Source organism: Paraprevotella xylaniphila YIT 11841 (genome assembly GCF_000205165.1).
GTDB classification, from domain to species: Bacteria; Bacteroidota; Bacteroidia; order Bacteroidales; family Bacteroidaceae; genus Paraprevotella; species Paraprevotella xylaniphila.
Genome location: NZ_GL883887.1, coordinates 1 through 23,152 on the forward strand (window position 1 = coordinate 1; position 23,152 = coordinate 23,152).

Sequence of the window (23,152 nt, forward strand, 5' to 3'; positions counted from 1 at the left end):
TCCAATAAATTACACTCTTTTCGTAACTTCACCCCGCAAAAGTACAACAAATTATCGAGACTGACAACACTCTCCCGTTAAGAAATCCTCCGCCTTCTCCAGAGCATCTTGTTTCCCCACGTCCAGTATTTTAAGCCCGGGAGAAGGATAAGCATAAATCGGCTCCCGGTCGCACACCGAAAGATAAAAGTCAATCACGGAAAACTTGTCCGGCCACGCATCGAAATAAGGGAACAACCGCGGAGAAAACAGATGCACACCGGCAAAAGCATACTTCCGGCAAGCCTCCACGTCCAGCCCCTTGTAAGGCGACTTCACCTCTCCGGTTTTGACGTTCGTCCACCCCGCCAGACGGTTTTCCTCATCGAACAACAGATAACGTTGCGTCTGCCGTTCGCTCACCAGCAATAAAGCCGCCGCTCCTGCCCCGTGCCGATAAAAATCCTGCAAATCCACATTGCTCAATATATCCACGTTGTGTACCAGAAACGGGCGTTCCGCAACACCGTCCTCCAATAAAAGAGGTATGGCCTTCTTTATACCTCCTCCTGTTTCCAGAAGTTCCCCTCTCTCGTCGCTGAAACGGACATCCGCACCGAAAGCGTCATGTTCCTCCACAAACCGGATAATCTGGTCGGCAAAATGGTGCACATTAATCACAATCTCCGTAAATCCGGAAGCCACCAGTTTACGAATCAATATCTCCAACAAAGGTTTTCCTCCCACCGGGACAAGTGCTTTCGGCATCGTGTCCGTCAAAGGCTTCAGGCGGGTTCCCAACCCCGCTGCAAAAATCATGGCTTTCATATTTGCAAATATACTGATATAATCTCATTCAAGACATCACATTTCACACGTTTTATCCTTCCGAACAAAAAAAGAATAAAAACATTGGCGTTCCACGGAATAATCCGTATTTTTGTAAAAACGATACACTATGGATGCAAAGTTGAAAGACATAGCCGAATATATCGTTATCGCCATCCACGAATTTGCCAAGCGACATCAGTTGGAAGAAGAGCAAGCCTACCGCTCCTGAATCATTATAAAGCCATCGACTTCTTGGAAAGCCAGTACGACGTGGCACACACACACAAAGCTTCGATGACATCATCGAAGGTCTGACCACCCTTTGCCAACGCCACGGAGGGGCTTTAGTATGATTTTGTATCACGGAACAACATAGATTTCGGCACCTTTCTCAAAAAATTGGCTTTCATGAAAGGCATCACTTTCCTATACTTTTTCGGCATGCAACGTGCCATAGACCTTTTAGAAAAAATATGAGCGAGATTGAATATATGAAAGAATGTATGGCACGTGACTTAGTCGTCATGTTAGTGGACGAACAGAAAATGTCACTGCACGGAACGTTAGACGCTCTATACCAATCCGAAACCTACGCCAAACTAAAGGACACAAGGTCCGGTCTTTATTTCCAAAGTCCCGTTTACGTTTACGGATTCTTGCGCAAGGAGATATTGACGGGCAAGATGTAGCAAAAGAATATACAAAAGCGGAAAAATAAGCCAAAAATCCCAAACGGGATATTTTGCCAACTTTTCCGGCAGAATTGCCATGCGATTATCCGGATTTTTATCGGATATTTGCAATGTTCAATAAAAGTATTCACAAAACGTAGAATTATGAAACTGATAAAGCCCATTATCGCCGCGCTGTGCCTGGCCTTAGGTCTCAACGCATGCGCCAACAACAAAGAAAGTAAAAAACAAAACAAGAAAGGAGCAAATATGGAAATCGTTCATTTAACCAAAACAGAGTTCTTAAACAAGGTATATAACTATGAGACCAACCCTAACGATTGGAAATATGAAGGTGACAAACCGTGCCTTGTGGATTTCTACGCCACGTGGTGCGGCCCGTGCAAGGCCCTTGCACCGGTGTTGGAAGAGTTGGCTAAGGAATACGACGGCAAAATCTACATCTACAAAGTAGACGTGGACAAGGAAGAGGAACTAGCTGCCACATTCGGCATACGCAGCATCCCCACCCTGTTGTGGATTCCGAAAGACAGCAAGCCGATCGTCACACAAGGCGCCATGCCCAAAACGGAACTGAAGAGGATGATAGAAGAGACGCTTCTCAAAGCGAAACCCTAATGCCACGCGCACACATCCGTCCGACTATAAACGAACGGCATGGAAACAAAGGGATGGGAAAAGAAATTACTCCCATCCCTTTCCTATTCCGGCAATTTGGACTATATTTACCCATCTAACGCAAAACCGAAAACATGGACTTCAAATTCAACACACGCATGGACGGTTTTTTCGCCCTGACGACGCGCCTGCACGAGGACAGGGCGTTGCAAGGCGGAAAGGGGTTCTATAAGTTCATTTGGGTGAGGGACGGAAAACTGGACATCGAAGTGGACCACGTGGTCATGCACCTGCGAAAAGGCGAGCTTGTCACCCTCTCTCCCCTGCACCATGTGGACATGCTCCGCGCAGAAGGGCACTATCTTTCAGTGCTTTTCAACAGCAATTTCTACTGCATTTACGGTCACGGGGGCGAATCCTCCTGCCACGGCTTCCTGTTCCACGGTTCATCAAACATCCTGCACCTCTCATTGGACGCTACGGAGACGGAACGCCTGTCCCATATCACCGACACGTTGGCCGAAGAATGCGCCGTGGCCGACAACCTGCAAGAGGAAATGCTCCGCCTGCTGCTCAAACGGCTCATCATCGTATGCACCCGTATGGCACGCCTACGGTTGGAAACCGGCAAAGGCAGGGAAAACGGCTTCGACATCATCCGTCAGTTTTACGTGCTCGTGGATAACCATTTCAAAGAAAAGAAACAGGTGCAGGACTATGCGGAAATGCTCTACCGCTCTCCCAAGACCCTTTCCAACCTCTTCTCGCTCTACGGGCTAGATTCACCGTTGCACATCATCCACGAACGCATCGATGCCGAGGCACGCCGGCTGTTGCTCTATACCTCGAAGAGCGCCAAGGAAATCAGTGAGATACTTGGATTTGAAGATTTGGCCACGTTCAGCCGTTTTTTCAAGAAAATGAACAGGAAAAGCATCTCCGACTTCCGAAGAGAAGAGAAAAAGGAGGATGACCGTCCGACAGGCTTGGCTTGAAGGCCTGTCCTTCTGTCTAATTTTATCTATACCTACGAAATATAAAACCCTACGCCCGACTTACCCCTTGACGGCAGGCAGCGCTTGTGTGATATTTTGCTCGCGATGACATATCCGTACTTCTATGCCGAACTTCGCATGCAGATGCTCGGCCAGATGTTGGGCGGAATAGACGCTGCGGTGACGGCCGCCCGTACATCCGAAAGCAAACATCAGGTCGGTAAAACCGCGCCGGAGGTAACGCGCCACATGGGCATCCGCCAATTTGTAGACGCTGTCCAAGAACGTCAGAATCTCTCCGTCCTCTTCCAAAAAACGGATAACGGGTTCGTCCAAGCCCGTCAGGGCTTTGTACGGTTCATACCTTCCGGGATTGTGCGTACTGCGGCAATCGAACACATAACCGCCTCCGTTCCCGCTGGTGTCTTCGGGAATCCCCTTCTTATAGGAGAAACTGAACACGCGCACGACCAACGGCCCCCGACCATCGTACCGGGAAACCGAAGCCGGCCCGATGTCCGCACGGAGCCTATCGGCTACACGCTCCATTCCTGCGTCCTTTCCGCACGGTTCGTCCGGCTGTGCGGGAACTTCTGTCTGGAAAGCGGGCAATTCCACCATCCGGCTCAACACGTCATATAAATAAGGATAAGGACACTTACCCTCCGAAAGCCACTCTCGCAAGTTCCGTATGGCCGGGGCTATGCTGTCCAAGAAATGCTTCTTCCTCTCGAAATACCCCCGGAAACCGTATGCCCCCAACACCTGCAACGTGCGGAACAGGACGAACAACCGCATGCGTTCACGGAACCGTCCTTCGTCCACGTCCGTGTACAGCCGTGCCGCATCGAGGTACGTCGCCATCAGCTCGTGGCGCAGCTCCGGGGCGTAATGCGCCGAAGCCTGCCACAGGAAACTGGCCACGTCATACTCCACCGGCCCGCGCCGCCCGCCTTGGAAGTCGATGAAACGGAGCTGCCCGTCCCTGTCCAACATGACGTTACGCGCCTGGAAATCACGGTATTGGAACGCGTGCTTATCCGGGTCTCCCACCAAATCCTTGGCCATCTCCGAAAACGCCTCTTCCAACTTCACCTCGTTAAAGTCCAGTCCCGTAGTCTTCAGGAAGCAATATTTAAAATAGTTCAAATCGAAGAAAACAGCCGTCCTGTCCATGGAAGCCATCGGGTAACACCGTCCGAAATCCAAGCCTTCTGCCCCGACAAACTGGATGCGTGGCAGTTCCGCTATCGTCCGCCGCAACAGTTCCTTCTCTTCAGGAGCATAACGTCCGCCTTTTTCGCGGCCGTCCGACAGCGCGTCGAACAGGCTACGATGCCCCAAATCGGCCTGCAAATAGCACAAACGGCTCGTCGAAACGGCCACAACCCGGGGTATAGGCAACCGTTTCTGCCCGAAATGCCCGGCCAAATAAATGAAAGCCTCGTTCTCCTCCCGTGACGTGCCCACCACGCCTATCAGGGAATCCCCTTCGGCATCCCAGAACCGGTAATACGTACGGTTGCTTCCGGCTCCGGGCAACTGTTCCACACTTTGCGGCGCACAGCCCCGCCAGTCTTCGTATAATCGCAACAACTCTTCCATGTCTCTCAGTCTTTATGTTTCCAAATGGCCATCACCTTACGCTGTATGGCGCATACGTTCAACACGCTGACCGCCACGCAGAGCACCACACCCAAGGCGCACGCGGGCCAAAGGCTTGCCTCCTCCATCTGGGGGAACAACAATAGGATCATATCCAGATAATAACCGCGAAGCCACGTCAGCAGGCCGATGGCCAACAACAATACCAGCACGTTCATTCCTACCGTCAGGCTCTGATAAGGCAGACCGACCCGCCAAGGGCTGTAACCTATGAGCAGCAGGTTCTCCAACTTCGTCGTATTCTTCTGCACCAACAGATAAATGCTCAGCATCAGGATGTAGAATGACAAGACGCTGATGAGCAGCCCTACGCTCATCACCACACCCGACACGATTTTCAGGAAATAAGTGGTCTTTCCGGCATCCAACTTGTCTTCTTCCGTATCATATCCCTTTTGCTGCAAGAAACGCGCGATGGCATCGTCTGCCGGGTTGTACACTTCGACGATAAGCCGTGTGGGTCCGGCATCCCCGTCCGGGGCATATAGCCTGTTGCTCCACTTCATGAAACTCTCGGGTACCAAGATAGTGTTCAGCCGGTTACTGAAACCAATGACCCGTCCTTTCATCATGTCCTCCCGGCCATTGCCCCGCAAACGCACGTTCAAGTCCAACATGCTGACCACTCCTTCCGAAAGCTTGGGCAGCGAACGGCTTTGGGCAAAGCCGAAATTGTAAATCGTCAGGTAACTACGCGGCAAAATGATGGGCACCACGGGATCGCCCTCCGCGAAGTGCCAGTCTTTCAGGTCTGCGTCCACGAAACGGTCGGGCACGGATTCAAAGAACATCTCCGTGCTCATATATGCCATGCCTTCCACGCCCATGCTCGCACTCACCTTATATCGGCTTGAAGTGAAAGCCCCCACGCTCTTGCAAAACTTCTGTGCCTTGATTTCATCGATGTCCGCCGCAGAAAACGCATTACTCCGGCCACTGAAGGAACTGACCATGCTGATCCGCTTGGAGACAATCAGATAATCTTTCTTGATGAAACTGTCGCCCTGCGTGAAAACAGGCAGGACGTCATAATAAAATTGTACACTCAACAAGACAATGAGCATACCCAACAAATTGGCAAAGAAGAACCCGGCAAACTGAGGCACGCTGACGTGCCGACGCAATAATTTCCAAACCAAACTCATAACCTGAATGTCTTTTCGTAGTCTAATGCGATATGCTTACCGATACTGGTCACGATGACACCCGCTCCCTGCGAGCGGGCTTCCTCCATCATGATTTCTCCCATCGTCCTGCCGTTCTCCTCGTCCAGATGGCTTATCGGTTCGTCGGCCAACAAGAAGTCGAACGGCTGCACCAAAGCCCGGATCATGGCTACACGCTGCTGTTGACCGAAACTCATGCGGCTTATCGGGACATGCAACTTGTCACCGATGCCCAACGCGTCGAACCAAGCTTCTATCTGTTTTTTCTTCTTGAATCCCGTCAAGTTGTTTTTAATCGCCACGTTCTCGTAAGCTGTCAACTCGGGAAACAAACGGAGTTCCTGAAACAAATGACTCAACGAACGTTTCCGTAGCTCCACCCAATCCTTCACCTTATAATTACGGATGTTCTTCCCGTCAAAGCTGATGATACCCCGATAGTCGTTACGATAACCGATGATATAACTGCAAAGGGATGATTTGCCGGTGCCGGAACCTGCCTCGACCAAATACAAATGCCCCCGCTCGAACGTCACTTCTTGATGCCAAATCTCGCTCCGGATGTCATCCCGTAAGGCAAACACCTCCGGCAATGCATTCTTCAATTCTATCTTGTCCATTATTTCAATAAATCCTTCAATAGATTCCGATTCCCACGCGTATGCAGCTCCAATGTCAGACGGCAGGCATCGGATGAGCGCAACACTATCGCATCGAACAAATCCAACATTTTCCGGCCTCCGTCCACGCCGCTTTCCTGCCACAACGCATCCACCATCGGGGCACGTTTGACCTGTTCCAAATTCACCCACAAGAAGAAACGGCTGTCCTTTATCCGGCTGTTCCATTCCGAAAGGGTCTTTGTTTCCGGGCCGCTTACCCAACCTGTCATTTCCTCTTCGGGCGTGACGTAGAGCGTCTCCCCTTCTACCCCGAAATAGGCCTGTACGCCATTGGCAGCCCAATAAAAACGGTCGTTCCCGAAATCCCGGAAAGTCCATGCGCCGCTCCGCGCAGCACTTTCCTTCCAATATGCGGCTTCTTTCAAAAAGTCTTTCTCCGCCAGATGGGCCGTCACGAGGACATTACCGGGATTCTGCAAGGCGGAAGCCGGAACGGTAACAGCCACGTCCCCCTTGATGCTGCGGATCATCAAGTCTGCATCCACGCCCAAGTTCAATCCAATCAGGAAGGTGCGCGCCACGGGATTCTGCCGCAGCATCTCCAACAAAGAACCACCGTCCACATTCACGCAAGCCCACGCCAAAGCATCCTCCGGCACCCGTCCGGCAAATTCGCCGTCCAACGGTTTGCCCAAGAAAGCCAAACGCTCATAATACTTGTTGATGTCGCTGTTCCTCGAACTGATTTCTGCTTCCACGGTCACCCCGTGCGAAGAGAGATTCAAACCGGCACAGAGATACACATCGCCCAGGTTCGCATGCTCGGGCAAGCCCTCCAAAAATCCCACACCACGGAAGTTGGGCAACACGTCCAACCGCGACACGACGCGGAAAGAAGCGTCCTTACGGTCCAACTCAGCAAAGAGGGGCGAAGACATCCCGCTTTCCGCCTCTTTCTGCCTGAAACAAGCCAACATGTCATAGCGCAACGCATCCATGTCGGCTTTCAGGCCCGGCCCCATCATAAGCAACGCACCGCCACCGAAACCCACCATCCAACTGCCGTCCCATACCGTCCAAGAGTAGCCCCGGTAGTCTTCCACAGGCGTGCACCGGCCTTTCTTTGCGGCCTCGTCCAACAAACACCGTAAGTCCGCCTCGTCTCTGACAGCAGCCAACAAGCCAACGTATTCTTTGGAAGAAACAAAGGCATACATTTTCTTCGACCAGTCGATTCCGGTCTGTCCGGGTTCCAACCCTTCCGGCAACAGTTTCTTCCAATCCTGCATGCCCATGTCGTTTTCTTCCGACAAGCGCACCCAGTCTACGGCTGCCAAAGCCAAGGGACGCGATGGCAAGGTACGGCGGTAATCGTCTGCCGTAAGAAACTTGTAAAGCCCTATTGAAAGGGCCAAAGCCAACACCACGGCCACGCCCCATATCCATTTCTTTTTCATCCTATCTCTGTATTGTGTTAATCTTGCAACCTTTTATACGCAGGCGTGACGGATGTGCATCAGATGGACGGCCACCAACCCCGCCGTCTCCGTACGCAGGCGGCTCCGGCCCAAACTTACGGAACGGAAACCGTGGGCCTGCGCCAACCGCACTTCGTTGATGCTGAAATCCCCTTCAGGCCCTACCAACACCAAAGCGTCTTGTCCGGTATCCAATTCGTCCAACAGAAAAGGCTTTCCGCCGTCCATGGCCTTGTCTTCGGATGCCTTGGCCACACCGGCCACATCGGCTTCGTCATAACAATGCGCGATGAACTTCTGCCCGGCGAACGGACGATCCACAAAACGCTTGAAATCCTCCATCCCGTTCAACAGCGGCTTACGAGCCTTATGGCTCTGCTTCATGGCCGACACCAAAATCTTGTCTATGCGCTCCGTCTTGACCACCTTGCGCTCCGAGTAACGGCAATCCAAGAACGTCAGCTCGTCGAAGCCGATTTCGGTGGCCTTCTCCGCCAACCACTCTATCCGGTCCATATTCTTGGTAGGAGCCAAGGCCAGATGCAGGTGCCCGCTCCACTCCTTGGGATGCGGAACGGCTTCCAAGACCTTAAAGAGGCATCGTTTTCCGGTGGCCGTTGTAATCTCGGCTTTATAAAACATTCCTTTCCCGTCGGTCAGGCGAATCTCATCTCCCGCCTGCAAGCGCAAGACCCGCAAGCAATGTGCAGCCTCATCTGCCGGCAATTCGTCATCCACCGCGACGTCCGGCGCATAAAAAAAACGGATTTCCTTCATTTCCTTCGTTCTATTTCGTCACGCAACTGCGAGGCCAATTCATAGTTTTCGTCTTCCACAGCCCTTTTCAATGCCTCCTTCAATGCCTCCACGCTCACCGAATTTACCGGAATGGAATACATCCCCTCTCCTATTTCGCGCATGTACTGGTGCTCCAATAACGCTTCGCCAATGGTTATCGGGCAATCGAATGTATAGGCCAGAATCAGGCAATCGGATGCCTTGCAATAACGAATCATGTGAAAAACGCTCCCTTCGCGGTAAAGGACGTGACAGTAGGTTACGCCTCCCTCCACGGCGGCAATGCGCACTTCTTCTATGTCCATATTGCATTGCGTGAAAGCTGTCCGCATAATGTCGGCCATGGAAGAGGGCAAAGTATTCTTTTTATTCCCCTTCATCTTCATCAACAAGAGGAAAGCCTCGCTCCTCTCTATCAGGACCGGCAAAATACGTTCACCGTCCTTTTCTTTCAGAACGGCCATGTATGCGGCACCGTCTTCCGTACATTTGGACACGGTCAGCACTTTCAGTTCTTTTACCGCCTCGTTCATCTTACTCATCAATCTTTAACTACATGTTTATACTTAAAAAATATGGCAAACAAGACAGCCACAACCAAAGCGTAGGCTGCAAATATATACCAACAGGTGTTCCACCCGGCTATGACCTCTTGTCCGGAGGCCGTTTCCGGCAAAGCGTACACAAAACGGTTGATGACGGCCTGAGCCGACAACGTCCCTATGGTAGCGCCCAAACCGTTGGTCATCATCATGAACAACCCCTGCGCACTGCTGCGTATGCTGATGTCCGTCTCCTTGTCGACAAACAAGGAACCCGACACATTGAAAAAGTCGAAAGCCACCCCGTAAACCAACATGGACAGGACGAACAACCACACGCCCGGCCCAGGATTGCCCAACGCAAAGAATCCGAAACGGAACACCCACGCCAACATCGCTATGAGCATCACCCGCTTGATGCCGAAACGGCCCAAAAAGAACGGTATCAACAAAATGCAAAACGTCTCACTGATTTGCGATATGGAAATCAGGATATTGGCATGCTGTACCCCGAACGTGTCCGCATATTCGGGAATGCCCCCGAAAGAGAAGATGAAAGGACTGGCAAAACCATTGGTGATCTGCAAACAGATGCCCAGACACATGGAAAAGATGAAAAACAAAGCCATACGCTTTTGACGGAACAGCGTGAAGGCACGAAGCCCTAAGGCTTCCACCACGCTCTTGCGTTCCGCCGCATGGCTTACCGGGCATGCCGGAAGCGTCAAAGCGTAAGCGGCCAACAACATGCTCAGGACACCGGAAAAGGCGAACTGTCCCGCATTCTCCTGCATGCCGCCCAAATCGACCGCCCACATGGAACAAATGAAACCGACCGTACCGAACACACGTATCGGAGGGAAATCTTTCACCGTGTCCAGACCGGCCCCCTCCAAGGCGGAATAAGCCACGGAATTGGCCAATGCTATGGTGGGCATGAAGAAAGCCACGCTCAGCGAATAAAGGGTGAACAAGGTGGAAAACGAGGCTTCCGCACCGGCTTCAAACCCATAAAGCGAAGCCCCCAACATGAAAACGCCCGCCAGAAAATGGCAGAGGCTCAACACCTTTTGCCCCTGCATCCAACGGTCTGCAATAATACCTATCAGCGCGGGCATGAACAAAGACACGATGCCCTGGACCGAATAAAACCAACCGATGTTCTCGGCCATACCGATTTTCACCAAATAACTTCCCATAGAGGTCAGATAAGCCCCCCACACGGCGTATTCCAGGAAGTTCATCACCGTCAAGCGCATCTTTAATCTCATAGCTCTCACGTTTTATGTATTCCACAGTCTATTATGATATGCAAACTTACACAAAAAAATCCGTTTCCATGCCGGTACGGACAAAAAAGCGACACAAATATCCATTAAAAAATCCCAAACCGCAGATTACTCCAACCTGCAACGCAGCACCACGTGGTTGCCGTCTTCCGTCACAGACGGCACATTGCATACCATTGGATGTAAATATAAATAAAACCCAAGAAATGCACAAGGATTTTAGATGAATTTTACCGGCAACTTATTCAAAATGAATCGTAAACAAACAATAAAAGAATGCTCTCCGGCATCCTCCACAACCCATAAAATCAATCTGCGCCAAACGATTTTCCGTTCTCAGCCAAACGATTTTTCATTCTGCTGAGATTGATTTTCCATTCTCAGCAGAATGATTCATGTAAAAAAAGAAGAGCGAAAAGCACCGGGCAAGGGCACGGAACTTATTCTTCCGGTGCGGAAGGCCATTTGAAACGGAACATATACAGCCGCTCCCCCTCCTCGTCGGGCACCACATAGGAATAATAATAAGGCTCCACATAACCGGCCATCCGGAATCCCAAGGGTACGTCTACATCACCTACCAATACCCCATCGCGGTAAACCTGCAACCCGTCTGTAACCGAACCGCCGCCTTTCCGGTAAGAACGAAACAACAACCCCGTCTCGTCCACATATTCCACAGCATTATAAAAGCCCCTCGACATACGTTCGGCCCACCTTTCCTTCCAGGGTTGGTCATAACTGTCCCAACGAAGGTAGTTCAAATCCATGTCCCGTCCGGCAAAGCCGAAACAGGCCAACTGGTTATAATCATGGTCGTAACGGTACACTAAAGAATCGGCCTCGAAGGACACGTAAAAATCCCCATTGTCCGCAATATCGAAAGCCAGTTGGGAAAAAAGCGTTTTGGTGAGGGGCTTGTCATAATAACTCTCAGGATACCCGAATGCCAACAACCGACCGAAACCATGTTTGCCCAAGTCCACTTCCCGTATGTGAGCCGCTTTATCAAGATAAAGCTCCGTGTCTTCCAAATAATTATACCCCCATAATTCATGCACCGTGCTATATATCTTATCACCAAGGGAACGGAAGTGCATGTCCGACCCGTGGACGTAATACACGGGGTCGGAAAAGGCCGTCTCGTCCACCTTATCCTTGTCCTTGCGTCCGTTGTAGGAAATAAAGAACCGATCTTTGAAAAGGAAATCCTTGTCATAGACATAATACCATCCGCTCGAATTATTGAGCAGGATTCCTCCACCGTCGAGCATGCAGCATCCATAGACATCTCCCGCTTCCGTCTCATTACGGGCATGCCCTTTCCCCAACTTCTTGTCACGCAACCGTCCCGTGGACTCGTAACGGTACACCACACAAAGTTTCTTGTCCACCACGTAGAGGTAATCGTCGCATACGCCCGACTCAATCATATAAGAAGTGGGCACCGTGTCCAACCACAAGGTATCCACGTCCACTACAGACACCTCGACATCGGCCACCGAATCCGGTGTAAGCCGGAAGTTAGGGTTCGTTTCCTTGCACCCGTAAAACAAAGCCGACAAAAGCGCCAACATACAAGTCTTTCTCATGATATCCAATATTTAACGGGACAAACTTACGGAAAATCCCGGCTGCAAGCAAAGAATCGGACTACTTTCTTTTGCACCGTGCCGACAGCCTGCCTCTCATTGAAAAGGGGGCACATCCCCACGGATGCACCCCCTTAAAAAAAAGAAGGTTGTCATCTCGACAACCAATCTTTCATTAACCTTAAATCTAATACCATGAAAAACACAGTACAAAGGTATGGGTTTCCCACATATGTTGCAAGTGTTTTGCTAAAAAACCTCTTGTATTTAACCTTATTTCACAAATTATGGCGTTTTCATCACTCTACATAGAGCACCAAACCCTTCAAATATTCCCCTTCAGGATGGTAGATATTGACGGGATGGTCGGCCGGTTGATGCAACTGGTGGAGAATACGCACGCGGCGTCCGCTCTGCGCGGCAGCGGTAAAAACAGCGGTGCGGAAATGGTCCTTGCTTACCACCTGCGAACAACTGAACGTGAACAGGATGCCGCCCGGCTTGATTTTACTGAAAGCCTTGGCGTTCAAACGCGCATAACCCTTCAGAGCCTGCCGAAGCGCATCCTTATGTTTGGCAAAAGCCGGAGGGTCGAGAATAATCAAATCATACTGGTCTCCCATCGCATCCAAATACTTGAAAGCGTCTTCGGCATACGCCTCATGGCGGGCATCGCCCGGAAAGTTCAGTTCCACGTTGGCGCGGGTCAGGTCTATCGCCTTGGCCGAACTGTCCACGGAATGCACCAACGTGGCCCCGCCGCGCATGGCGTACACGCTGAATCCCCCGGTATAACAGAACATGTTCAGCACGGCACGCCCGCGGGCATAATGCTCCAACAGCGAACGATTGTCGCGTTGGTCCACGAAAAATCCCGTTTTCTGGCCTTTCAACCAATCTATATGAAACTTCAAGCCATTCTCCACCGCTACGTTTTCCGTGCTTCCGCCCACGATAAAACCGTTTTCCTGCCCCAGTTCCGCCTTGAAAGGCAGGGTGGTTTCGCTCTTATAATACACGTTTTCCACTGTTCCTCCCGTCACGGCCACAAGTGCCCGCGCTATTTCGTGACGCGCCACGTGCATGCCCACACTATGGGCCTGCATGACGGCTGTCTTTCCATACACATCCACCACCAAGCCGGGCAGGCAATCCCCTTCGCCATGCACCAACCGGTAGGTGTCATTTCCGTTTTCATGTCCGGCCACTCCGATGGCGCACCGCAGGCCGTAAGCCACCCGCAGGCGGTCTTCCCAATAAGCACCGTCCACCGCCTTGTCCTCGAAATCCAGCACCCTGACGGCAATGGAACCGATTTGCCAATGCCCCACGGCTATAAAATCGCCCTCGGATGTCAACACGCGTACCACCTCCCCTTCTTCAGGTTCTCCCTTTATATGATGGATGGCTCCGGAAAAAATCCAGGGATGGAAACGCTCCAGACTTTCTTCTTTCCCTTTTTTCAAATATAAGTTCTTATACATAGTCTTTATCCTCATTTATTTATGATTCCTGCACCACGGCAAGTTTATAGTCTTTGTTTTCCCTTAAGGCTTCCAGTTCCCGGTACAACCGTATACATGCCCAAGCATCGGTAGCCGCATACAGTTTCTGCCCCTCGGTCAGCACGTCCGCCTCCCAGTTGGTGAGACGCTGCCCTTTACTGATCTTCTGCCCGAAGATATTGGCATACAGCTTCTGCAGGCTCATGTCCTCGATACCAAAAGCACGGACATAATCCTGCAAATCCAGGAAGGCCCGAGGCTCGAACTCGCCACGCTTGTGGAGCGAGGCAAAGTCGTCGCGCAACGACAAACCTACTTTCAAGACATTTTCGTCCTGTAACAAACGTTTCACACTATCGGTCACTCCGATATAATTCAGTCGAAACAGGAAACATGTATCATCGGTAGAAACCTGTAACAAAGCCACTTTGTTCACACATCCCTTACGGAAGGAAGGGCGTGTTTCGGTATCCACCCCCAAAACGGCCGAAGCCAACAAATAATCTACCGCCCGAGACGCTTCCGCCTCCGTCTGAATCACAAAAATACGCCCCTCGAACAGGGCACGCGGCAAAGCCGCTATAAGTTTCTTGTCAAACTTACTATACAGTGTTTTCATCTTATTTTGGAAAGGTTAATCTACATCTAATTCCTCATCTTCATCGTCTTCCGGGCTGTACCTGACACGATGAAGGGCACGCATGGCATTCGTCAGCGTCTGCCCCCAATACAGCACGAACGCATTCCGCACTTCGGCCACAGTCTCGTACATGTTTTCCTCCAATCCGATACGGTAGGTCTCCACAAAATTCTTCAGCGCCTGATAAATATCCGCCAAATCCTCTGAAATTGTTTTTACGGCCGGCTCGTCGCTGAATTTCACTCCCTCGTTGCAAAAATCCAGGTAATCGTCCTTCCCGTCCAATAAGGAAGAAAGCGTCAGACGGACAAATTCATAATCCTGCTCCGAAACGAAAGCTTCGGGAAGAAAGTCCTCCGCACCCTCAATATCCTCCAACAAGGCAGCCTTCAAATAGAGTAAAGGCAAGAGTTTTAATACGGTATCCGTGAAATCCCGGCACTTCCTCCCTTCCGATTGTTCCAAATAGGCACAAAATTCGGCTGCCACGGTTACAAATTCCACAGTATTCCGAGAATATACTATCGTTTTCTTATCATTCACATTCATGGTGCTCTCTCATCATTTTCTAAAAACCGCAAAGCTACAAAAATTTGAGCGAAAAAATAGCAAAATTGATGATTTTCATTTACTTTTGTAGTTGTTTTCATACCGACAAGCCAAGATGAGTAAAAAAAATCCGACGATACAAACTACCAAATTAGGAAACAAAGTACAGAGAGGAAAAGGAAAAAAGCCCGAAAGAAAGACAGATACGGAAGGAAATGTGCTGAATGCCGGAGAAGAACCGGTGGGACATAAGGAAACCCTGCGCTTTTTTTTCGGACTGGTACTCTTAATCCTGGCTCTTTTCATGCTGTTGTCTTTCACCTCCCACCTGTTTACGGGCGCGGAAGACCAATGCCTGATAGAACAAGGAGCGATGGAGGGATTCCTGAATTATGCCGGAGCCGTGGGAGCCTACTGTGCCAATTATTGGATAAACCGCTGTTTCGGATTCTCGGCCTTCATACTTCCCGTATTTCTGATTATTGCAGCCATGAAACTTACCCGCGCCTATAAGGTCAGGCTGTGGAAGTGGTTTCTGAACTGTTCCATACTCATCATCTGGTTCTCCGTCACCTGTTCTTATTTCTTTCAACAAACGTTTGAAGGTCTGAGTGGTTGGAACTTCATCAACCCGGGCGGTGACCACGGCTTATTTATCAGCAACTGGCTCAACCAACGTATCGGCAAGGTGGGCACGTTTATGGTGCTGCTCCTGACCGCTGTCGCCTACCTGGCTTACCTGAGCAGCGAAACGATACGATTGGTTCGGCGAATCTTGAATCCGGTGGACTACATCAAGTCGAAACTCCCGGCAAAAGCAGCAGACGGGGAAACCGAACCGGCTGAAGATTCTGCCGACCCGGAAACTACCGACGATACTGCCGACATCATAAAAGAGGAGGAAGAGTGTCCCGTTCAAACCACCATAAATTTCGACATGGATGCCCCGCTTAAGGAAGAGAAAGAGGAATATACGGACGAGGAAGAAGAAACGGATGCTCCGGACAAACGGTCTGATTCCCCAAAAGCAACTCCCGAACTGGACATCGTGGAAACAGAAAAAGAAGAACTTGCCGACGCAAGCGGCAAAGGAGCCTTGGAACCTTACGACCCGAAACTGGATTTGGAAAATTACCATTACCCTACGCTCGAACTGTTGGACAAACGCAACGATGAAGATGCGCCCATCGACATGGAAGAACAAAACAAGAACAAAGACCAAATCATTGAAGTGCTCCAGAATTTCGGCGTAGGCATATCTTCCATAAAGGCTACGGTGGGACCGACCATCACGTTGTACGAAATCACTCCGGCAAAAGGCGTACGCATCTCACGTATCAAAAATCTGGAGGACGACATCGCATTGAGCCTGAGCGCACTGGGCATCCGTATCATCGCTCCCATACCGGGCAAAGGGACTATCGGTATAGAAGTGCCGAATGCACGCCCCCGCATGGTGTCGATGGAAAGTATTCTGAACAGCCGGAAGTTCCGTGAGTCGGACTACGAACTGCCCATCGCATTAGGCAAGACCATCACGAACGAGGTTTTCATGGTGGATTTGGCCAAAATGCCTCACCTTTTGGTAGCCGGTGCCACCGGACAGGGTAAATCTGTCGGACTGAATGCCATCATTACCTCCTTATTATATAAGAAGCATCCGGCGGAACTGAAATTCGTCATGGTAGACCCGAAAAAGGTGGAGTTCAGCATCTACTCACCCATCGAGAACCACTTCCTGGCGAAGATTGCCGACGGAGACGACGAGCCTATCATTACGGACGTACAAAAGGTAGTGGCCACGCTGAAAAGCCTATGCTGTGAAATGGACACGCGCTACGACTTGCTGAAAAAAGCCCGTGCCCGTAACATCAAAGAGTATAACGCCAAATTCAAGAACCGCCAACTCAACCCTGAAAACGGGCATCGTTTCATGCCTTACATCGTAGTCGTCATCGACGAGTTCGGAGATCTGATTATGACGGCCGGAAAAGAAATAGAACTGCCTATCGCCCGCATCGCACAATTGGCCCGGGCCGTGGGAATCCACATGATCATCGCTACCCAACGCCCGACCACCAACATCATTACGGGTACCATCAAGGCAAACTTCCCGGCACGAATGGCCTTTAAAGTAAGTGCCATGATCGACTCCCGTACGATTCTGGACCGCCCGGGAGCCAACCAACTTATCGGACGAGGCGACATGCTTTTCCTGAGCGGCAGCGAGCCGGTGCGGGTACAATGCGCTTTCGTCGACACACCGGAAGTGGAACGAATCACGAACTACATTGCCAAACAACAAAGTTACCTCGGCCCGTTCGAACTACCCAAAGTGGAAATGGAAGGGGAAGAAAGTAACGCAGGTGCTGTAGACATGACCCATCTTGACCCACTATTCGAAGAGGCCGCACGCCTTATCGTGGCCACCCAACAAGGTTCCACCTCCATGATACAACGTAAATTCGCCATCGGATACAACCGTGCGGGACGTCTGATGGACCAACTGGAAAAAGCAGGTATCGTAGGAGCGGCACAAGGCAGCAAGCCCCGGGAAGTGCTGTGCATAGACGATACCGACTTGGAGATGAGACTGAACAATTTAAGATAACCTGATAAAGAAACTGAAAAGATGAGAAAGATATTGTGGACTGTGGCTTTGTGCTTTGCCCTTATCCCGGCAAAGGCGCAGCAAACGCCCGATGCACGAAAGATACTGGACGAAACAGCCTCCCTGTTTACGGGTAAAGGCGGTGTCAAAGCTACTTTTAAAGCTGACAATTTCACCGAAGGCAACCTACAAGGAAGCGTCTCGGGCACGATGTGCATTCAAGGCAACAAATTCCAAATGACCACACCGGATATGGTCACCTGGTACAACGGCGAAACGCAATGGAGTTACATGAAAGCCAACGATGAAGTCAATGTAAGTGTACCGACTCCGGAAGAACAGCAAAGCATGAATCCCTACACGTTCGTCAACTTGTACAAAGAAGGATATCATTATCAACTCAAGGAAACGACCCTGCGCGGAAAAAGCTGTTATGAAATCACGCTGACCGCCAGCAACAAGCAAAAAATCCCGCACACGATTATCCTGGATATCAACAAGGACAACCATAATCTGATGTGCATCCGTATGCAACAACGTAAAAAAGGACAGTGGACACGTATCTCCATCCAACAGTTGCATACCGGACAATCGTTCGCAGCAACAGACTTCGAATTCAACCCGAAAGATTACCCGCAGGCTGAAATCATAGACCTGAGATAAGTCTGCTTATACATTAATTATATATACATACAAACCCCAAAAAATTATGGAACATATTCGTTGCTTGATTATCGGTTCCGGCCCTGCCGGATATACAGCGGCCATCTATGCAGGCCGTGCCAACCTTAACCCCGTATTGTACGAGGGCATACAGCCCGGCGGCCAGTTGACCACCACGACAGAAGTTGAAAATTTCCCGGGTTATCCCGAAGGCATAGCCGGTCCGGACCTGATGGAAGACTTACGCAAACAGGCCGAACGCTTCGGAACGGACATCCGTAATGCCATTGCCATTAAAGCGGACCTAAACGAACGACCCTATAAAATCACATTCGACAATGACAGTACCGTAGAAGCCGATGCCCTCATCATTGCCACCGGAGCCACAGCTAAATACTTGGGACTGGAAGATGAAAAGAAATATGCCGGTATGGGGGTCAGTGCCTGTGCCACCTGCGACGGCTTCTTTTACCGTAAAAAAACTGTAGCCGTAGTGGGCGGTGGAGATACGGCTTGCGAAGAAGCCACTTATTTGGCCGGGTTGGCAGCCAAGGTTTACCTGCTCGTGCGCAAACCTTTCCTCCGCGCTTCCAAAATCATGCAGGAACGCGTACTGGAAAATCCTAAAATAGAGGTACTATTCGAACACAACGCAGAAGGCTTGTTCGGCGAAAACGGAGTGGAAGGCGCACACGTGGTAAAACGCAAAGGAGAAGCCGACGAGCAACATTACGACATTGCTATAGACGGATTTTTCTTGGCCATCGGACACAAGCCCAACTCGGACATCTTCAAACCATGGGTGAAAACCGACGAAACCGGCTATATCCTTACGGAGGGCGACTCCCCACGCACCGGTGTACCCGGTGTTTTTGCAGCCGGAGACGTAGCCGACCCACATTACCGGCAAGCCATCACGGCAGCCGGAAGCGGCTGCAAAGCGGCCATTGAGGCCGAACGCTATCTGGCAGAACACAAGTTATAAAAGGCAGTGCATATAAGTAAAAACAGTGCATTCTTCCATTTTTATACGGAGAAAAACGTTGAAAAGTTTGGCAGAATGCACTGTTATTCGTAACTTTGCAGCCGATTTAGTCCAAAGAGGCTCAAAAAAGCGAGGCCACAATGGCATCCGCCTCATGGAAAAACCCGTTTAATCCATTAAAATGTACGTAATTGTAGAAATTAACGGTCAGCAGTTCAAGGCAGAAGAAGGCAAAAAGCTGTTTGTTCACCACATCCAGAACGCCGAGACCAACCAGACTGTTGAATTTGAGAAAGTGTTGTTGGTAGACAACAATGGTAACGTAACCGTAGGCGCTCCCACCGTAGAAGGTGCAAAGGTGGTTTGCGAAGTTGTATCTCCGCTAGTAAAGGGCGACAAGGTTTTAGTGTTCCACAAGAAGAGAAGAAAAGGTTACCGTAAATTGAATGGCCATCGCCAACAGTTCACGGAATTGACCATCAAACAAGTTATTGCTTAATCCTTAAAAGTTAGAAGAAAATGGCACATAAAAAAGGTGTGGGTAGTTCTAAGAACGGCCGTGAATCGGAATCAAAAAGATTAGGCGTAAAGATTTTCGGCGGACAAAAATGTGTAGCCGGTAATATCATCGTTCGTCAACGTGGCACAGTCCACTATCCCGGCACGAACGTAGGTATGGGTAAAGATCATACGCTTTACGCATTGGTAGACGGTGTGGTCACTTTCAAGAAAGGTGCTTACCGGGGCCGTCAGGACAGAAGCGTTGTTTCTGTCGTAGCTCAAGCTGAAGCTTAATAACGAGTTTATTGCAAACAGCATAAATAAAAGCCATTCTTTTCAGAATGGCTTTTATTTTACCCTTTGCACAAAAGTCAGTCTCAACCGACCGACCTCGTCACCAGTACTTTGTCTATACGTGCCCCGTCCATGTCCATGATTTCAAATACGAAACTATTCCATTCCAGTTTCTCACCACTACGCGGAATACGCTGCAAACGGTCGAGTATCAGACCGGCCAACGTATGATATCCGGAAGCTTCATATAAATCACCGCAGTCGAAATAACACAACAGGTCGTATAAAGAACATTGGCCATCTACCAGCCAACCTCCGTTGTCTGCACGTTTGATGATTTCCGGTTCATCTTCTTCATTATCCATACTTCCCACAAGTCCTTCAAATATATCCTTCAAAGTAACCATTCCCACAAAGTCACCGAACTCATCGCAAATCAATGCGCGGCTGATTTTTTTCAGCTTCATTTGCTCCAGAACTTTATAGATGCTCATTCCCTCATGGAAATATACTGCCTCCCGTGCCAAATCACCGACTTTGAAGTCTTCTTCACTTAACTTCATCACCAAATCCTTCAGCCAAATCATTCCCTTCACATGATCCAAATCACCGTCTGCCACCGGATAAGATTCATATAAATCCCGTTTCAGCACCTCCTGTATCTCCCGGGCCGACATTGCTGTATCCAACCATACCACGTCGCTTTTATGCGTCATGATAGAACCAATCTTCAAATCTCCCAACATGAAAACGCGTTGCATGATGTTCTGTTCCACGGGTTCTACAGCCCCTTCTTCCGCCCCTTCCTTAATGATAGATTTGATTTCTTCCTCGGTCACTTTTCCGTCATCTCCCTTTATTCCCAACAGATTAAAGATGAGTTCCGTACTCTTGGAAAGCAACCAAACGAAAGGAGAGGCTATCATCGCCAACACATTCATAGGTCGTGCCATCAACTTGGCCACGGCTTCCGCCACGCTCAAGCCGATACGCTTCGGGACCAACTCACCGAAAATAATCGTGAGGTAAGTCACCACCACCACAATCGTACCTTGCGCCAATACGGCAGCATAGGCAGAAGAGACACCACATGAAAGCATAAAATCCGTCAAGTCCGTAGCTATCTTATTACCGGAATAAATACCGGTCAAAATGCCAATCAGCGTAATGCCAATCTGTACGGTAGACAAAAATCTGTCGGGATTGCCAGACAGGTCCAAAGCTTTCTTTGCCGCCTTGCTCCCCTTCTTCGCATCCGTGGACAGACGAGACTTCCGTGCTGAAATCATGGCCACTTCCGACATCGAAAATACTCCGTTCAACAAAATCAATCCGATAATAATTAAAATCTCACTCATCCTACTTTTTCCGTCTATAATCTATAATTATTTATTTCTTTCAACAGTCCCATAAAAATGGAATTCGGCATTCTTAGAATGTCATGGCTATCACTTGAATAAACAAGATAAGAAAAACCATTGCAATGGGATAGACCGTAGCATATGCCACACCGGGAATGTTACTGTCCACCATAGAATCTGCTGCAGCCAGTCCCGGTGTACTCGTCATCCCTCCGGTAATCGTTCCTAAGAGATCTAACACCGAAACCTTAAAAATCAAACGCCCCACCAAAACCGATATCAGCATGGGTACTATCGTAATAGCCGCTCCCACTCCGAACAGCACCCAACCGCTGCTCTGAAATGTCGCCACCAAAGTCTTCCCGGCCGAGGTTCCCACTTCCGCCAAAAACAGAAGTAGCCCTAACTGCCGGAGCAAATGATTGGAAGGTCCTGACATGGACCATAATATGGGGCCAGTCTTTCCTATCGCACTCAACACCAAAGCCACGATAAGCACTCCTCCTGTCAACCCGGGAGAAAAAGACATTCCGTCACCGAACGATATATTCAGCTTACCGAACAATACGCCCAATACGATTCCCATGGCAATGGGGAAAAAATCGGTATCGGACAACAATTTGGCATTATTGCCCAACATGCAAGCCAAACCACTCAATCCGTCTTTTTCGCCCACCACCATCAGTTTGTCTCCGAACTTCAGGGCCAAATCGGGTGAAGGGGAAAGGTCTATACCGCTCCGCCTTACCCGCGTCACAGTACAGCCGAAGTTCTGGTGCAAATTCAAGTCCCCCAGTTGCTTGTTAATCATATTCTTGTTGGTCAACAGCAAAGACTGGATATCCTGACTCTCTACCAACGGCAATTCGCCTTCCTTACGTTCGCCCAATAATACACCTAATTGAGAAAGGGCATCTTCGCTCCCCACGGCCTGCACCCAATCTTCGGCATGCAAAGGCGTATGCCCCATCGGGATTAGAATTTCTCCACCTGATTTGACACGCGACACCACGGCACCCGTCATGCGCCCTACATTCAGCTGCGCCAAGGTATGTCCGAACACCTGAGGATTAGTCACCTTGAAAATACAAGTCTGCAACTCCGGATACTTGCTCCGCCGTTCTGCTTCCAACCTACGGGCCTCCTGCTCAAGGTCCACACGCAACATCTTCGGCAACAGTTTGACAAAAAGTATCACCCCGATGACTCCGAACGGATAGGCAATACCGTATGCAATAGAAGCCAAAGGAGAGTTCGTACTGTCGATGGCCACAGCAAGCCCCGGCGTACTGGTCAACGCACCGGCTATCAACCCTACCACACTGGGAGTATCGATACCCAAAGCATATTTCAATCCTACGGCGGTCAACGAAGCCGAAGCCACTATCAACATAGTAATCAGAATCAACGTCTTGCCCTTCGTGCGAAAAGAATCAAAGAACCCCGGGCCCGCCTGAATACCTATGGTAAAGATGAACAACACCAATCCGAAGTTGCCTAATTCCTTAGGAATAGAAACCCCGAAATGCCCGAAGAGCAAAGCAATGAAAATAACAGCCGAAACATCAAGGGAAACTCCGCGAATTTTAACACGCCCCAACATAAAGCCCAAGGCCACAATAAGAAACAAGGCAAAATAAGAAGAATTCAATAGTTCTGTCCACATAGAATTATAATCATGAATGCGCTTTGCAAAGATAGGGATAAAAACGAAAGTCCTCCAAAAGTTTCATTAAAAACTTTCAGAGGACTTTATTATTATATGATGCCGCCCG

At 49.8% G+C, this 23,152-nt stretch carries 22 protein-coding genes; 8 read left to right on the plus strand and 14 right to left on the minus strand.

Translation table 11 applies throughout. The features are described 5' to 3' along the window. Positions 1–51 precede the first annotated feature (51 nt). Positions 52–807, minus strand: a complete 756-nt coding sequence (locus tag HMPREF9442_RS14200; RefSeq protein WP_008629930.1) for a nucleotidyltransferase family protein — start codon at positions 805–807, stop codon at positions 52–54. 476 nt (positions 808–1,283) lie between these two features. Between HMPREF9442_RS14200 and HMPREF9442_RS14205 the strand changes: the two genes are divergently transcribed. The 3 genes from HMPREF9442_RS14205 (at position 1,284) to HMPREF9442_RS14215 (ending at position 3,115) form a co-directional block, all read left to right on the plus strand. Then, a complete protein-coding gene (locus HMPREF9442_RS14205) occupies positions 1,284–1,499 on the plus strand; it encodes a hypothetical protein (RefSeq protein ID WP_008629934.1) in 216 nt (71 codons plus the stop codon). A 147-nt stretch (positions 1,500–1,646) separates the two neighbouring features. Next, positions 1,647–2,120 carry a thioredoxin gene (trxA, locus tag HMPREF9442_RS14210; RefSeq protein ID WP_008629957.1) on the plus strand — a complete coding sequence of 158 codons (474 nt, stop codon included), beginning with the start codon at positions 1,647–1,649 and terminating at the stop codon, positions 2,118–2,120. 134 nt (positions 2,121–2,254) lie between these two features. Beyond that, positions 2,255–3,115 carry an AraC family transcriptional regulator gene (locus HMPREF9442_RS14215; protein ID WP_008629959.1) on the plus strand — a complete coding sequence of 287 codons (861 nt, stop codon included), beginning with the start codon at positions 2,255–2,257 and terminating at the stop codon, positions 3,113–3,115. 60 nt (positions 3,116–3,175) lie between these two features. Here HMPREF9442_RS14215 and HMPREF9442_RS14220 read toward each other — a convergent pair whose 3' ends face one another. The 11 genes from HMPREF9442_RS14220 to HMPREF9442_RS14270 all read right to left on the minus strand — a co-directional run bounded on the left by HMPREF9442_RS14220 (position 3,176) and on the right by HMPREF9442_RS14270 (position 14,962). Then, positions 3,176–4,720: a RapZ C-terminal domain-containing protein gene (locus HMPREF9442_RS14220; protein WP_008629960.1), complete on the minus strand. Its 1,545-nt coding sequence runs from the start codon at positions 4,718–4,720 to the stop codon at positions 3,176–3,178. A gap of 5 nt (positions 4,721–4,725) precedes the next feature. Beyond that, positions 4,726–5,925, minus strand: coding sequence for a hypothetical protein (locus tag HMPREF9442_RS14225; protein WP_008629961.1), 1,200 nt, complete (start codon positions 5,923–5,925; stop codon positions 4,726–4,728). After that, positions 5,922–6,566 (minus strand): ATP-binding cassette domain-containing protein, encoded by a 645-nt coding sequence (locus HMPREF9442_RS14230; protein ID WP_008629962.1) that lies wholly within the window; start codon positions 6,564–6,566, stop codon positions 5,922–5,924. The genes HMPREF9442_RS14225 and HMPREF9442_RS14230 overlap by 4 nt, the downstream gene beginning before the upstream one ends. Next, on the minus strand, positions 6,566–8,026 hold the full coding sequence (locus HMPREF9442_RS14235; RefSeq protein ID WP_008629963.1) for a DUF4836 family protein: 1,461 nt from the start codon (positions 8,024–8,026) through the stop codon (positions 6,566–6,568). Before HMPREF9442_RS14235 ends, HMPREF9442_RS14230 begins: the two co-directional genes overlap by 1 nt. Before the next feature lie 33 nt (positions 8,027–8,059). After that, a complete protein-coding gene (locus HMPREF9442_RS14240; protein WP_436197883.1) occupies positions 8,060–8,815 on the minus strand; it encodes a 16S rRNA (uracil(1498)-N(3))-methyltransferase in 756 nt (251 codons plus the stop codon). Positions 8,816–8,820: 5 nt separating this feature from the next. After that, positions 8,821–9,387 carry a bifunctional nuclease family protein gene (locus HMPREF9442_RS14245; RefSeq protein WP_008629965.1) on the minus strand — a complete coding sequence of 189 codons (567 nt, stop codon included), beginning with the start codon at positions 9,385–9,387 and terminating at the stop codon, positions 8,821–8,823. After that, positions 9,387–10,658 (minus strand): nucleoside permease, encoded by a 1,272-nt coding sequence (locus HMPREF9442_RS14250; protein ID WP_008629966.1) that lies wholly within the window; start codon positions 10,656–10,658, stop codon positions 9,387–9,389. Before HMPREF9442_RS14250 ends, HMPREF9442_RS14245 begins: the two co-directional genes overlap by 1 nt. 458 nt (positions 10,659–11,116) lie before the next feature. Beyond that, positions 11,117–12,268 (minus strand): hypothetical protein, encoded by a 1,152-nt coding sequence (locus HMPREF9442_RS14255; protein WP_040603212.1) that lies wholly within the window; start codon positions 12,266–12,268, stop codon positions 11,117–11,119. A gap of 299 nt (positions 12,269–12,567) precedes the next feature. Continuing rightward, positions 12,568–13,752, minus strand: coding sequence for a class I SAM-dependent rRNA methyltransferase (locus HMPREF9442_RS14260; protein ID WP_040603214.1), 1,185 nt, complete (start codon positions 13,750–13,752; stop codon positions 12,568–12,570). Between the two features lie 19 nt (positions 13,753–13,771). Beyond that, positions 13,772–14,392 (minus strand): 3'-5' exonuclease, encoded by a 621-nt coding sequence (locus HMPREF9442_RS14265; protein ID WP_008629971.1) that lies wholly within the window; start codon positions 14,390–14,392, stop codon positions 13,772–13,774. Between the two features lie 15 nt (positions 14,393–14,407). Then, positions 14,408–14,962: a DUF5063 domain-containing protein gene (locus tag HMPREF9442_RS14270; RefSeq protein ID WP_008629973.1), complete on the minus strand. Its 555-nt coding sequence runs from the start codon at positions 14,960–14,962 to the stop codon at positions 14,408–14,410. Positions 14,963–15,077: 115 nt separating this feature from the next. Here HMPREF9442_RS14270 and HMPREF9442_RS14275 point away from each other — a divergent pair, with 115 nt between their 5' ends. From HMPREF9442_RS14275 to rpmA, 5 genes are all read left to right on the plus strand, one after another. Then, positions 15,078–17,573, plus strand: a complete 2,496-nt coding sequence (locus HMPREF9442_RS14275; RefSeq protein ID WP_008629975.1) for an FtsK/SpoIIIE family DNA translocase — start codon at positions 15,078–15,080, stop codon at positions 17,571–17,573. A 21-nt stretch (positions 17,574–17,594) separates the two neighbouring features. Further along, positions 17,595–18,236: an outer membrane lipoprotein periplasmic chaperone LolA1 gene (lolA1, locus tag HMPREF9442_RS14280; RefSeq protein ID WP_008629976.1), complete on the plus strand. Its 642-nt coding sequence runs from the start codon at positions 17,595–17,597 to the stop codon at positions 18,234–18,236. A gap of 46 nt (positions 18,237–18,282) precedes the next feature. Further along, the gene (gene trxB / locus HMPREF9442_RS14285) at positions 18,283–19,221 is read left to right on the plus strand and encodes a thioredoxin-disulfide reductase (RefSeq protein ID WP_008629978.1); all 939 of its coding nucleotides are present in this window, start codon (positions 18,283–18,285) and stop codon (positions 19,219–19,221) included. A gap of 181 nt (positions 19,222–19,402) precedes the next feature. Then, a complete protein-coding gene (rplU, locus tag HMPREF9442_RS14290; protein WP_008629981.1) occupies positions 19,403–19,720 on the plus strand; it encodes a 50S ribosomal protein L21 in 318 nt (105 codons plus the stop codon). A gap of 20 nt (positions 19,721–19,740) precedes the next feature. Next, complete coding sequence (gene rpmA, locus HMPREF9442_RS14295) at positions 19,741–20,016, plus strand: 50S ribosomal protein L27 (RefSeq protein WP_008629983.1); 276 nt, start codon at positions 19,741–19,743, stop codon at positions 20,014–20,016. 83 nt (positions 20,017–20,099) lie between these two features. Here the strand turns inward: rpmA and HMPREF9442_RS14300 are convergent, their stop codons facing one another. Both HMPREF9442_RS14300 and HMPREF9442_RS14305 read right to left on the minus strand, forming a co-directional pair. Next, positions 20,100–21,374 (minus strand): hemolysin family protein, encoded by a 1,275-nt coding sequence (locus HMPREF9442_RS14300; RefSeq protein WP_008629985.1) that lies wholly within the window; start codon positions 21,372–21,374, stop codon positions 20,100–20,102. A 73-nt stretch (positions 21,375–21,447) separates the two neighbouring features. Further along, positions 21,448–23,043, minus strand: a complete 1,596-nt coding sequence (locus HMPREF9442_RS14305; protein WP_008629987.1) for an aspartate:alanine exchanger family transporter — start codon at positions 23,041–23,043, stop codon at positions 21,448–21,450. Positions 23,044–23,152: the final 109 nt, after the last annotated feature.